The organism is Pseudoduganella dura (assembly GCF_009727155.1).
GTDB classification, from domain to species: domain Bacteria; phylum Pseudomonadota; class Gammaproteobacteria; order Burkholderiales; family Burkholderiaceae_D; genus Rugamonas; species Rugamonas dura.
Genome location: NZ_WNWM01000002.1, coordinates 449,226 through 462,475, shown reverse-complemented (window position 1 = coordinate 462,475; position 13,250 = coordinate 449,226). Strand labels below are relative to the sequence as shown.

At 60.4% G+C, this 13,250-nt stretch carries 6 protein-coding genes, 2 tRNA genes and 3 rRNA genes; all 11 read left to right on the top strand.

The window, feature by feature from the left end:
- Nucleotides 1-137 precede the first annotated feature (137 nt).
- The 11 genes from GJV26_RS02185 (at nt 138) to GJV26_RS02135 (ending at nt 13,248) form a co-directional block, all read left to right on the top strand.
- The gene (locus GJV26_RS02185; protein ID WP_155707273.1) at nt 138-731 is read left to right on the top strand and encodes a DUF2325 domain-containing protein; all 594 of its coding nucleotides are present in this window, start codon (nt 138-140) and stop codon (nt 729-731) included.
- Between the two features lie 137 nt (nt 732-868).
- Nucleotides 869-1,591, top strand: coding sequence for a DNA-binding protein (locus GJV26_RS02180; protein ID WP_155707272.1), 723 nt, complete (start codon nt 869-871; stop codon nt 1,589-1,591).
- A 418-nt stretch (nt 1,592-2,009) separates the two neighbouring features.
- A 16S ribosomal RNA gene (locus tag GJV26_RS02175) occupies nt 2,010-3,540 on the top strand.
- A gap of 103 nt (nt 3,541-3,643) precedes the next feature.
- Nucleotides 3,644-3,720, top strand: a tRNA-Ile gene (locus GJV26_RS02170).
- A gap of 24 nt (nt 3,721-3,744) precedes the next feature.
- Nucleotides 3,745-3,820: transfer RNA gene (locus GJV26_RS02165), tRNA-Ala, on the top strand.
- A 206-nt stretch (nt 3,821-4,026) separates the two neighbouring features.
- Nucleotides 4,027-6,901: ribosomal RNA gene (locus GJV26_RS02160) — 23S ribosomal RNA — on the top strand.
- Between the two features lie 125 nt (nt 6,902-7,026).
- A 5S ribosomal RNA gene (rrf, locus tag GJV26_RS02155) occupies nt 7,027-7,139 on the top strand.
- Together the 16S, 23S and 5S rRNA genes with 2 tRNA genes alongside form the textbook arrangement of a ribosomal RNA operon.
- Nucleotides 7,140-7,417: 278 nt before the next feature.
- Nucleotides 7,418-8,716 (top strand): MFS transporter, encoded by a 1,299-nt coding sequence (locus GJV26_RS02150; RefSeq protein WP_155707270.1) that lies wholly within the window; start codon nt 7,418-7,420, stop codon nt 8,714-8,716.
- 157 nt (nt 8,717-8,873) lie between these two features.
- Nucleotides 8,874-10,580, top strand: a complete 1,707-nt coding sequence (locus GJV26_RS02145) for a lactate permease LctP family transporter (protein ID WP_155707269.1) — start codon at nt 8,874-8,876, stop codon at nt 10,578-10,580.
- 93 nt (nt 10,581-10,673) lie between these two features.
- Nucleotides 10,674-11,561: a LysR substrate-binding domain-containing protein gene (locus tag GJV26_RS02140; RefSeq protein WP_155707267.1), complete on the top strand. Its 888-nt coding sequence runs from the start codon at nt 10,674-10,676 to the stop codon at nt 11,559-11,561.
- A gap of 169 nt (nt 11,562-11,730) precedes the next feature.
- Nucleotides 11,731-13,248, top strand: coding sequence for an FAD-linked oxidase C-terminal domain-containing protein (locus tag GJV26_RS02135; protein WP_155707265.1), 1,518 nt, complete (start codon nt 11,731-11,733; stop codon nt 13,246-13,248).
- Nucleotides 13,249-13,250 lie beyond the last annotated feature (2 nt).

Below are 13,250 nucleotides of genomic sequence, written 5' to 3'. Positions count from 1 at the left end.
CAAGCAATGTCCTCGGGTCAGGCCCCAGGACATTTCATGACGCAGGACAAATGAAGAGTGCTTTCCTTGTAATGATAATCATTCGCATTTAAAATGCATGGGGCGCCCGTGCCACGATTCAACAAAGGAAATACAAGATGCAGGTTCCCGCCGAAGATTTGGACCAGTTGCTGCAGGAGCATGCCGCGCTGCTGCGTGCATACGGCGAGGTGCAGGTGCGCTGTTCCAGGCAGATCCAGGCGCAGGCGCGCGAGATCGAGAGGCTGAACGGGCAAACGGTGCAACTGCGGGCTGAGCTGGTCAAGCGCACCACCGCGCTGGCCTGGGCCAGGGAAGACCGCGCCGCGCTGGAGCGCGCCATGCCCGGCCTTGCGAAACGCGTCACGCTGGCACGGAACGTGGAAGCGTTGCAGGCGCGTGTCCGGGAGCTGATGGACGAACTGGAGCGGCGCGACCGGCAGCCGGCACCGCAACGCGCGGGCACGTCAACCGCGCCGGCATCGCCCGCCGACGACTTTGCGGGCCTGGAAGCCGATCTGGCGGCCGCCGACCTGGTGATCTGCCAGACCGGCTGCATGAGCCACGGCGCCTACTGGCGCGTGCAGGATCACTGCAAGCGCACCGGCAAGGCGTGCGTACTGGTCGAGAATGCCGATGCGTTGCACATCGTACGCATCCAGCGCACCGGAGAAGGCGAGGGCGTGGCGCTGGTCGCGTCGCAGCAGGCGTGAAGGCCGGCACCGGCTACGCCGCCTGTCACCCACCGTCCAGGTCCGCCCGGCATCAGCCTCCTGAGCAGTGCATCCCAAGCTCGTGCCTTCCAGGATGCATCTGTAGTAAGCTGCGCGCTTCACGACACGGATAAAACATGCTGGACCAGACACCCACATTCGACGAAGTTGCAGCGGCGGCAAGCGCCCTGCATAACGAAGGCCAGCCGGTAACGGTCGAGGCAGTGCGCGACGCAATCGGCGGCAGCGGATCACCCAACGCCATCCACAAGCAGCTCGCCGCCTGGCGCGCGGACAATGTGCCGCCCGCCGAAGTACCGAAGGCGGAGATTCCCGAGCCGCTGGCAGTGGCGCTGGCCGACTGGGCGCGGCAGTTCGCCGAACAGTCCGGGGCGGGCAATCGCGACAAGCTGGCACAGGCCGAAAGCGACCTGGAAGCACTGGCCCGCTCGGGAGAGCTGCTCGAAGCGGAACGTGACGATCTGCTCGCGCAGCTGTCGACGGCGAACGCCCTGGCGGCCGAGCGCGGTGAACAGATCGAACGCCTGACGATCGAGCTGCGCGATGCGCGCGAAGTCGCCAGCAATGCGCTGGTCGGCAAGGCCAAGGACCAGTTGGCGATCGATGGCAAGGATCGCCAGCTGGCCGACCTGCGCTCGCAACTGGAACGCAGCGTGACACTGGCCGCGACCGATTCGGACGCACGGCTGGCCGCGGAAATGGACCTGGTTGGCGCCGTTACCGCGCGGGATAACTATGCTTCCGAACTCAAGGCATTGCGTGCGCAGCTCGAAGCGCTGAATGCCGACCGTACCGCGCTTCGGGCGGAAGTCGACGGATTGCGCACGCGCCGCGCGTGACGTTGCAAAAATGCTTCAGGAAGGGGCTTGCGGACGGATGGCACGTTTGCTATAGTTCTGTCCCTCGCAGCAACGCATTAGCACGAAAGTGACGACGGCAAGTTGAAGCGGGGCAAAAAGAAGCTTGACGGTTATCACGAAACACCAGATAATCTCGCTCCTCTGCTGACAAACACAACGCTTTGTCGAACTAGCAGAATCGCTGAAAAGCGCAGAATTCTTTAACAATCAACAGTCGATAAGTGTGGGCGTTTGATGATGTGCCCGGGGCTTCGGCCCCGACAGCTCAAAATATAGCATCAAACGCTCACAAGAAATAAACGTAACCTTCGCAAGAAGGTTCGTCAGTATCTTGAGAGTGAATTTCCGCCAATGGTGGGAATTCAAGACAAGTCAGCAATGACTTTAAACAGAGATTAAACTGAAGAGTTTGATCCTGGCTCAGATTGAACGCTGGCGGCATGCTTTACACATGCAAGTCGAACGGTAACAGGGAGCTTGCTCCGCTGACGAGTGGCGAACGGGTGAGTAATATATCGGAACGTGCCCAAGAGTGGGGGATAACGTAGCGAAAGTTACGCTAATACCGCATACGATCTAAGGATGAAAGCAGGGGACCGCAAGGCCTTGTGCTCCTGGAGCGGCCGATATCTGATTAGCTAGTTGGTGAGGTAAAGGCTCACCAAGGCGACGATCAGTAGCTGGTCTGAGAGGACGACCAGCCACACTGGAACTGAGACACGGTCCAGACTCCTACGGGAGGCAGCAGTGGGGAATTTTGGACAATGGGGGCAACCCTGATCCAGCAATGCCGCGTGAGTGAAGAAGGCCTTCGGGTTGTAAAGCTCTTTTGTCAGGGAAGAAAAGGGTACGGCTAATATCCGTGCCTCATGACGGTACCTGAAGAATAAGCACCGGCTAACTACGTGCCAGCAGCCGCGGTAATACGTAGGGTGCAAGCGTTAATCGGAATTACTGGGCGTAAAGCGTGCGCAGGCGGTTTTGTAAGTCTGTTGTGAAATCCCCGGGCTTAACCTGGGAATGGCAATGGAGACTGCAAGGCTAGAGTTTGGCAGAGGGGGGTAGAATTCCACGTGTAGCAGTGAAATGCGTAGAGATGTGGAGGAACACCGATGGCGAAGGCAGCCCCCTGGGTCAAGACTGACGCTCATGCACGAAAGCGTGGGGAGCAAACAGGATTAGATACCCTGGTAGTCCACGCCCTAAACGATGTCTACTAGTTGTTGGGTCTTAATTGACTTAGTAACGCAGCTAACGCGTGAAGTAGACCGCCTGGGGAGTACGGTCGCAAGATTAAAACTCAAAGGAATTGACGGGGACCCGCACAAGCGGTGGATGATGTGGATTAATTCGATGCAACGCGAAAAACCTTACCTACCCTTGACATGTACGGAATCCCGGAGAGATTTGGGAGTGCTCGAAAGAGAACCGTAACACAGGTGCTGCATGGCTGTCGTCAGCTCGTGTCGTGAGATGTTGGGTTAAGTCCCGCAACGAGCGCAACCCTTGTCATTAGTTGCTACGAAAGAGCACTCTAATGAGACTGCCGGTGACAAACCGGAGGAAGGTGGGGATGACGTCAAGTCCTCATGGCCCTTATGGGTAGGGCTTCACACGTCATACAATGGTACATACAGAGGGCCGCCAACCCGCGAGGGGGAGCTAATCCCAGAAAGTGTATCGTAGTCCGGATTGTAGTCTGCAACTCGACTGCATGAAGTTGGAATCGCTAGTAATCGCGGATCAGCATGTCGCGGTGAATACGTTCCCGGGTCTTGTACACACCGCCCGTCACACCATGGGAGCGGGTTTTACCAGAAGTAGGTAGCTTAACCGTAAGGAGGGCGCTTACCACGGTAGGATTCGTGACTGGGGTGAAGTCGTAACAAGGTAGCCGTATCGGAAGGTGCGGCTGGATCACCTCCTTTCTAGAGTAGGCACGGTTCTTCGGAATCCTTGCTCACCAAACGTCCACACTTATCGACTGTCGAATGAAGAAGAAACAGTAGTACCGCAATCGTGTTGTAGCGCGGGTCTGTAGCTCAGTTGGTTAGAGCACCGTGTTGATAACGCGGGGGTCGTTGGTTCGAGCCCAACCAGACCCACCACGTATCAGGCACAAGAAAATCCCTGGGGGATTAGCTCAGCTGGGAGAGCACCTGCTTTGCAAGCAGGGGGTCGTCGGTTCGATCCCGTCATCCTCCACCAGCGCATCTACTCAAGATATTAAACGTAAGCGTGACGAGTTCACTTTTATGTTTAGTCTTTTAGAGACTACTGCTGTTTCGTTCTTTAACAATCTGGAAGAAGTAAAGTTTTATTGAACGTGCGAGACATCGCATGTTCAGGGTAGTAATAAAGCTCATCAAAACACAGTAGTAAATGCTTGATACCGATAGCCGTCAAGGTTATAGGGACAAGTGAATAAGTGCACATGGTGGATGCCTTGGCGATTACAGGCGATGAAGGACGTAGAAGTCTGCGATAAGCTTCGGGGAGCTGACAAACGAGCATTGATCCGAAGATTTCCGAATGGGGAAACCCACCCTTTTAGGGTATCACTCACTGAATACATAGGTGTGTGAGGCGAACGCGGCGAACTGAAACATCTAAGTAGCTGCAGGAAAAGAAATCAACCGAGATTCCCAAAGTAGTGGCGAGCGAAATGGGATGAGCCTGCATATGATAGTCGGACTGGTAGTGGAAGCCTCTGGAAATAGGCGCCATAGTGGGTGATAGCCCCGTACGCGAAATCAGACCGGTGGTACTAAGTATGCGACAAGTAGGGCGGGACACGAGAAATCCTGTCTGAACATGGGGGGACCATCCTCCAAGGCTAAATACTCGTAATCGACCGATAGTGAACCAGTACCGTGAGGGAAAGGCGAAAAGAACCCCGGGAGGGGAGTGAAATAGATCCTGAAACCGTGTGCATACAAACAGTCGGAGCGGACTTGTTCCGTGACGGCGTACCTTTTGTATAATGGGTCAGCGACTTACATTCAGTAGCGAGGTTAACCGAATAGGGGAGCCGCAGAGAAATCGAGTCCGAACAGGGCGCTAGTTGCTGGGTGTAGACCCGAAACCAAGTGATCTATCCATGGCCAGGTTGAAGGTGCGGTAACACGCACTGGAGGACCGAACCCACTAATGTTGAAAAATTAGGGGATGAGCTGTGGATAGGGGTGAAAGGCTAAACAAACTTGGAAATAGCTGGTTCTCTCCGAAAACTATTTAGGTAGTGCCTCAAGTATCACCATCGGGGTAGAGCACTGTTATGGCTAGGGGGTCATCGCGACTTACCAAACCATTGCAAACTCCGAATACCGATGAGTGCGAGCTTGGGAGACAGACATCGGGTGCTAACGTCCGGTGTCAAGAGGGAAACAACCCAGACCGCCAGCTAAGGTCCCAAAGATTGGCTAAGTGGAAAACGAAGTGGGAAGGCTAAAACAGTCAGGATGTTGGCTTAGAAGCAGCCATCATTTAAAGAAAGCGTAATAGCTCACTGATCGAGTCGTCCTGCGCGGAAGATGTAACGGGGCTAAGCCAGTCACCGAAGCTGCGGATATCTAGCAATAGATATGGTAGGAGAGCGTTCTGTAAGCCTGCGAAGGTGTCTTGTAAAGGATGCTGGAGGTATCAGAAGTGCGAATGCTGACATGAGTAGCGATAATGCGGGTGAAAAGCCCGCACGCCGTAAGCCCAAGGTTTCCTGTTCAACGTTCATCGGAGCAGGGTGAGTCGGCCCCTAAGGCGAGGCAGAGATGCGTAGCTGATGGGAAGCAGGTTAATATTCCTGCACCGTCGTATGATGCGATGGGGGGACGGATCGCGGAAGGTTGTCTGACTGTTGGAATAGTCAGTTTCTGTTTCATAGAAGGTGCTTAGGCAAATCCGGGCACGTAATTCAAGGGAACGGGACGAGCGGCCATGTGCTGCGAAGCAATCGGAAGTGGTTCCAAGAAAAGCCTCTAAGCTTCAGTCATACGAGACCGTACCGCAAACCGACACAGGTGGGCGAGATGAGTATTCTAAGGCGCTTGAGAGAACTCGGGAGAAGGAACTCGGCAAATTGGTACCGTAACTTCGGGAAAAGGTACGCCCCGGTAGCTTGAATGGTTTACTCCATGAGGGTGAAAGGGTTGCAATAAAATGGTGGCTGCGACTGTTTAATAAAAACACAGCACTCTGCAAACACGAAAGTGGACGTATAGGGTGTGACGCCTGCCCGGTGCTGGAAGATTAAATGATGGGGTGCAAGCTCTTGATTGAAGTCCCAGTAAACGGCGGCCGTAACTATAACGGTCCTAAGGTAGCGAAATTCCTTGTCGGGTAAGTTCCGACCTGCACGAATGGCGTAACGATGGCCACACTGTCTCCTCCCGAGACTCAGCGAAGTTGAAATGTTTGTGATGATGCAATCTACCCGCGGCTAGACGGAAAGACCCCATGAACCTTTACTGTAGCTTTGCATTGGACTTTGAATCAATCTGTGTAGGATAGGTGGGAGGCTTTGAAGCGGGGACGCCAGTTCTCGTGGAGCCAACCTTGAAATACCACCCTGGTTCATTTGAGGTTCTAACCTTGGTCCGTCATCCGGATCGGGGACAGTGCATGGTAGGCAGTTTGACTGGGGCGGTCTCCTCCTAAAGTGTAACGGAGGAGTTCGAAGGTACGCTAGGTACGGTCGGACATCGTGCTAATAGTGCAATGGCATAAGCGTGCTTAACTGCGAGACCGACAAGTCGAGCAGGTACGAAAGTAGGACATAGTGATCCGGTGGTTCTGTATGGAAGGGCCATCGCTCAACGGATAAAAGGTACTCTGGGGATAACAGGCTGATTCCTCCCAAGAGTTCATATCGACGGGGGAGTTTGGCACCTCGATGTCGGCTCATCACATCCTGGGGCTGTAGCCGGTCCCAAGGGTATGGCTGTTCGCCATTTAAAGTGGTACGTGAGCTGGGTTTAAAACGTCGTGAGACAGTTTGGTCCCTATCTGCCGTGGGCGTTGGAAATTTGAAGGGGGCTGCTCCTAGTACGAGAGGACCGGAGTGGACGAACCTCTGGTGTACCGGTTGTCACGCCAGTGGCATTGCCGGGTAGCTAAGTTCGGAAGAGATAACCGCTGAAAGCATCTAAGCGGGAAACTTGCCTTGAGATGAGATTTCCCAGAGCCTTGAGCTCTTTGAAGGGTCGTTCGAGACCAGGACGTTGATAGGTCAGGTGTGGAAGTGCAGTAATGCATTAAGCTAACTGATACTAATTGCCCGTAAGGCTTGTCCCTATAACCTTGACGGTTATGGAGCATTTGCCTGTGTTTGACGATGCAGCTTGAACTACCCTAACTTTACTTCTTCCAGATTAGTAGCTGCGCTGCCCAGCAGGGAGCGACGCTACGTACAAGTCATGCCTGATGACCATAGCAAGTCGGTCCCACCCCTTCCCATCCCGAACAGGACCGTGAAACGACTTTGCGCCGATGATAGTGCTGCAACCAGTGTGAAAGTAGGTTATCGTCAGGCTGTTATATAGAGAAACCCCCGTCCAGTGATCTGGCGGGGGTTTTTTGCTTTGGGGCGCTGCTTCAGCAGGGCGCTGCGGACTGGGCTCGCTGTCCATGGGTTTTGTGCTCCGCCGGGCATTGCTGATTAATCGCGCCGATATGAATTGATCGTTGCAGGTCGCAGGGGCGACCATACGGCGCTAATTCTTTTGTTCCCGCAAACCCCGGTGAACTATACTCGCCGTCATTTTCCCTATCAGGCAGCTCGTCCGCAACGGCGGCAGGCTGCGTTTCGACATGCACAATCACCCGGCCAACAAAGCCATCCCGCCCCGCATCCGCCGCAGCCAGGCCGTCTCGCTCGCGCTGCTGGTCATCTGCGGCGTCATCAATTACCTGGACCGCGCCACCCTGGCCGTGGCCAACGAATATATCCGCGCCGACCTCGGCCTGTCGCTTGGCGAGATGGGCGTGCTGCTGTCGGCGTTTTCGTGGAGTTACGCGCTGTGCCAGTTGCCGGTGGGCGCACTGGTAGACAAGGTCGGGCCGCGCTGGCTGCTCGGCAGCGGCCTCGTCGTCTGGTCGCTCGCGCAGGCCGCCGGCGGACTGGCTTCCACGTTCGGCTGGTTCCTGATCGTGCGGATCGCACTGGGCATCGGCGAAGCGCCGCAGTTCCCGGCGGCGGCGCGGGTCGTCAGCAACTGGTTCCCGATCCGCTCGCGCGGCACGCCCACGGGGATCTTCAATTCGGCATCGCCGCTGGGTGTGGCCCTGGCGCCCCTGTGCCTGCCGCCGCTGATCGCCGCGACGAGCTGGCATTGGGCATTCTTCGCCACCGGCGCGCTCGGCATCGTCGCGGCAGTCGTCTGGATCGGCGTCTACCGCGATCCCGTTCGCACGGAACTGGATGCCGCCGAGCGGGCCTACCTGGAGATCGACGAAGCCGGCAAGACCGCGCCGGCATCGGGCTTTGCGTCATGGCGTGCGCTGTTCCGCTACCGGACGACCTGGGGCATGATGCTCGGCTTCTTCGGTTCGGTCTATCTCAACTGGGTATTCCTGACATGGCTGCCGGGCTACCTGCGCACCGAACGCCACATGGAGCTGGCCTATGCCGGCCTCGCCGCGTCGATTCCCTTCCTGTGCGGCTTCGTCGGCGCGCTGGTGGCGGGCTGGGCTTCCGACCGGGTGGCCCGGCACGCGGCTTCGCCGGTCACCGGCCGCCGCAACGCGGTAGTGGTGGCTACGCTCGGCATGGTGGCGTTCACGATTCCCGCGGCCCTGGCCGAGAGCAATGCCGTGGCCATCGCCTGCATCTCGATCGTGATCTTTCTCGCCAACGCGTCGTCGGCCTGTGCCTGGTCGCTCGCCACGGTGGCGGCGCCGCCGAGCGGCGTCGCATCGCTCGGCGCGCTGCAGAACTTCGGTGGCTTCCTCGGCGGCGCGCTGGCGCCGGTGCTGACCGGCTACATCGCGCAAACGTGGTCGTTCGTGCCGGCATTGCTCACCGGCGCCGGCATCGCCTTCCTGGGCGCCATGTCGTACCTGTTCCTCGTGGTGCGGCCCATCCCGGAGCACGATCCGCAGGCAGGATAAGCCGAAGCACCTGAGCGGAACCACCGCGCCGCCGCGGTGAAAGTTTTTCACGCATGCAGTCAATTCATTTCAACCGGCGGCGACGGTTTTACCGCCGGTGCGCCCCTTACACTTTCCTCCAGGATGACAAGAAACCAACCCTCTGGAGGAGAACATCATGCAGGCCTGGAATCAAGTCTACGCGCCGCTCGGCAGCCTGGGATTGTCGGCGCTGGCGGCGGCGGTACCCATCATCTTCTTCTTTGCCGCGCTGGCGGTGCTGCGCATGAAAGGCCACGTGGCCGGCGCGATCACGCTGGCACTGGCACTGTCCGTCGCCGTCCTTGCCTATGACATGCCGGTGCCGCAGGCGCTGGCTTCGGCCGGCTACGGCTTCGCTTATGGCCTGTGGCCGATTGCCTGGATCATCATCACCGCGGTGTTCCTGTACAAGGTGGTCGAACGCACCGGCCAGCTGGCGGTGATCCGCGCGTCGATACTGGCCATCACCGACGACCAGCGGTTGCAGATGCTGCTGATCGGCTTTTCCTTCGGCGCTTTCCTGGAAGGGGCTGCAGGCTTCGGTGCGCCGGTGGCGATTACCGCCGCGCTGCTGGTCGGCCTGGGCTTCAATCCGCTGTACGCGGCGGGCATGTGCCTGATCGCCAACACCGCGCCGGTGGCGTTCGGCGCGATGGGGATTCCCATCATCGTGGCGGGGCAGGTCACCGGCATCGACGCGATGCACATCGGCGCCATGGCGGGCCGCCAGTTGCCGCTGCTGTCGCTGTTCGTGCCGTTCTGGCTCGTGTTCATGATGGACGGCCTGCGCGGCGTGAAGGAGGTATGGCCGGGCGCGCTGGTCGCCGGCGGCAGTTTCGCCGTCACGCAATACCTCACTTCGAACTTCATCGGCCCGGAACTGCCGGACATCACGTCCGCGCTGGTCAGCCTGGTGTCGTTGACGCTGCTGCTGAAAGTCTGGCAGCCGGCCACGGCGAAGAACGCCGCCCGCGGCATGGTGACGGCGGGCGGCGCGGCCGCGTTGTCCGGCTTCGGCGGCGGCGCGGCGGCGGGTGGACAGCCGGCCGGGCGTACCCGTTCCCCCTACACGCTGGCACGGACGGTGCGCGCCTGGGCGCCGTTCGGCATCCTGACGGCGATCGTCACGCTCTGGAGCCTGCCGGTATTCAAGGCGCTGTTCGCCAAGGGCCCGCTGGCCTGGACGGTACTGAAGGTGCCCGTGCCGTTCCTCGACCAGCTGGTCATCAAGACCGCGCCCATCGTGACCGCGCCGAAGGCATACGAAGCCGTGTACAAGCTCGACATCCTGTCGGCTGTCGGCACGCCGATCCTGATCACCGGCGTGATCTCCATGCTCCTGCTGGGCATGAAGCCGGCCGACGGCCTGCGCGCCTTCAGGGATACGCTGGTGGAACTGCGCCGTCCCGTGCTGTCGATCGGCCTGGTACTGGCATTCGCATTCGTCGCCAACTATTCCGGCATGTCGTCCACGCTGGCCCTGGTACTGGCCGGCACCGGGGTCGCGTTCCCGTTCTTCTCGCCGTTCCTCGGCTGGCTCGGCGTGTTCCTGACCGGTTCGGACACGTCGTCGAACGCGCTGTTCTGCTCGCTGCAAAGCACCACCGCCCACCAGATCGGCGTATCCGATACGCTGATGGTCGCCGCCAACACCACGGGCGGCGTGACGGGCAAGATGATCTCGCCGCAGTCCATCGCCGTGGCGTGCGCGGCGACGGGGCTGGTGGGCCGCGAATCGGAACTGTTCCGCTTCACGCTCAGGCACAGCCTGATGTTCGCGGTCATCGTCGGCATCATGACGATGTTGCAGGCCTATGTGTTCACGGGGATGATTCCACATTAGAATGGCTTGTCCGGCGCGCAACGCCCGTGCCCGCGAGGACGGGCGTCGCGGCGTTTCAGAAGGCACAACAAAGTACACGAGACCCGAGCGCACATGCCAAAACGATTTCCACCTGTCCATGCGCTGGTCGCCTTCGAGGCCGCCGCGCATTCCGGCTCCTTCGCGGTGGCGGCCAACCAGCTGTGCATCACGCCGTCCGCGCTGTCGCACCGTATCCGCCTGCTGGAGGAATTCGTCGGCGATCGCCTGTTCATCCGCGATGGCCGGGCGCCGGCGCTCACGCCGTTCGGCCGCAGCTATCTCGATGTCGTCTGCACGGCGTTGCAAACCCTGACCGATTTCCCGATGCCGGGCCGCGCCTCGCCGGCGCAGCCGCGCATCAAGCTCACCGTGCCGCCCACGTTCGCCCGCTACCTGCTGCTGCCGAAGCTGGCCGGCTTTACCGCCGCGCATCCGGACATCGTGGTGGACGTGTTCCTGTCCGTGCCGTTGTACGACCTGAGCCTGTCCGAATCGGACCTGGAAGTGCGCTTCGGCGCCGGCAGGTATCCCGACCTGGAAACCGTCAAGCTGATGGAAGAGCCGGCCTTTCCGGTGGCCAGTCCCGCCTACCTCGAACGTATCGGCGGCATCGCCAGCCCGCGGGACTTGTCGAAGGCCACCTTGCTGCGCTCGGCGCTGGAACCGTGGAAATCGTGGTTCGAGGTGGCCGGCCTGGATTGGCAGGAGCCCGCCACGGGCCTGCGCGTGGACGATCTCGGCCTGTTGCTGGAAGCCGTTCGGCTCGGCCAGGGCGTCGGCCTCACGCGCCAGCACTTCGCGCAGGAAATGATCGACAGGGGCGAGGTGGTCGAGCTGTTCGACATCCGCCTGGCGTCGCCGCCGCACGCGTACTACATGGTGTACGAGCAGGGCGCGAAACGGCGCCCCGAAGTGCAGCTGTTCATCGACTGGCTGCTGGCGGCGTATTCGGCTACATGAGGGGTACATGAGCGGTACGTCAGCTGCGTTCGCAGCGCGCCCGGTCTGCGGTCCGTTCCATGAAAAATATCGGATGCAGCGGTTAATTCTTTTCACCGCCTGAAGGGGCGGCCTGCCGCTACACTGGTTCCAGCCCGAACACCGAACCAGCCAGCAGGAAGCCAACCTCATGAACGCACCCGATCACGATATTGCCTCGACCGCGGCGCGCCGGAGCGCCACGGTCGCCGCCTTGCACGCCGTGCTGCCGCCGCACTGCATCCTGTCCGGCGAAGAAGATACCCGTCCCTACGAATGCGACGGCCTGACCGCCTACCGCCAGTTGCCGCTGGCGGTGGCCCTGCCGGAAAACGAGGCGCAGGTGGCGGCCGTGCTGCGGGCATGCGGCACGTTGCGGGTGCCCATCGTGCCGCGCGGCGCGGGAACCGGCCTGTCGGGCGGGGCCACGCCCGTTGCCGAAGGCATCGTGCTGTCCACCGCCAGGTTGAACCGCATCGTCGCCGTCGATGCGACCGCGCGGACGGCGACCGTGCAGCCGGGCGTGCGCAACGCGGCCATTTCCGAGGCCGCCGCCGGCCATGGCCTGTACTACGCGCCCGATCCCTCGTCGCAGATCGCCTGCACCATCGGCGGCAATATCGCCGAGAATTCCGGCGGCGTGCACTGCCTGAAGTATGGGCTCACCCTGCACAATGTGCTGCGCGTGCGCATGGTCGACGCCGATGGCCACATCGTGGAGCTGGGCAGCTGCGCGCCCGATGCGGCCGGGCTCGACCTGCTGGCCGTGTTCATCGGCTCGGAAGGCATGCTGGGCGTGGTCACCGAGGCAACCGTGAAGCTGGTGCCGAAGCCGCCGCAGGCACGCGTCATCATGGCTTCGTTCGACAGCGTGGTGCAGGGCGCCGACGCGGTGGCCAGCGTGATCTCCGCCGGCATCATCCCGGCCGGGCTGGAAATGATGGACCGCACCAGCGTGCGCATGGTCGAGCCTTTCGTGCGGGCCGGCTACGATACCGAGGCCGCCGCCATCCTGCTGTGCGAATCGGATGGCCTGCCGGAAGAAGTCGATGACGAGATCGCGCGCATGGGCGCGGTGCTGGCGCGCTCGGGCGCGACCGCCATTGCCGTGTCGCGCGACGAAGCGGAGCGCCTGCGCTTCTGGTCGGGCCGCAAGAACGCGTTTCCCGCCGCTGGCCGCATCTCGCCCGACTATTACTGCATGGACGGCACCATTCCGCGCCGCAGGCTGGCCGGGGTGCTGACCGGAATCGATGCGCTCGCGCTCGAATACGGGCTGCGCTGCGCCAACGTGTTCCATGCCGGCGACGGCAACCTGCATCCGTTGATCCTGTTCGATGCCAACGTGCCTGGCGAATTCGCCCGCGCGGAGCGCTTCGGCGAAGCGATCCTGGCGCTGTGCGTGGCGGCCGGCGGCACCGTCACGGGCGAGCACGGCGTGGGTGTCGAGAAGCTCGATGCGATGTGCGGGCAATTCACCGTGGAGGAGATCGCCGCGTTCATCGCCGTCAAGCAGGCGTTCGACCCGGCACGGCAGCTCAATCCGGACAAGGCCATTCCCACGCTGGACCGCTGCGCGCAGTACGGCAGGCGCAAGGTGGATGCCGGGTTGTTCCAGTTCGCCCGGGCGCCATCGGCATGCTACGCACAGGAGCAGGAAAGGAGTTAGGC

Bases quoted from the DNA above. Each gene is read 5' to 3' on its own strand.
- GJV26_RS02185 (WP_155707273.1), top strand. From the start codon at position 138: ATGCAGGTTCCCGCCGAAGATTTGGACCAGTTGCTGCAGGAGCATGCC.
- GJV26_RS02180 (WP_155707272.1), top strand. From the start codon at position 869: ATGCTGGACCAGACACCCACATTCGACGAAGTTGCAGCGGCGGCAAGC.
- GJV26_RS02150 (WP_155707270.1), top strand. From the start codon at position 7,418: ATGCACAATCACCCGGCCAACAAAGCCATCCCGCCCCGCATCCGCCGC.
- GJV26_RS02145 (WP_155707269.1), top strand. From the start codon at position 8,874: ATGCAGGCCTGGAATCAAGTCTACGCGCCGCTCGGCAGCCTGGGATTG.
- GJV26_RS02140 (WP_155707267.1), top strand. From the start codon at position 10,674: ATGCCAAAACGATTTCCACCTGTCCATGCGCTGGTCGCCTTCGAGGCC.
- GJV26_RS02135 (WP_155707265.1), top strand. From the start codon at position 11,731: ATGAACGCACCCGATCACGATATTGCCTCGACCGCGGCGCGCCGGAGC.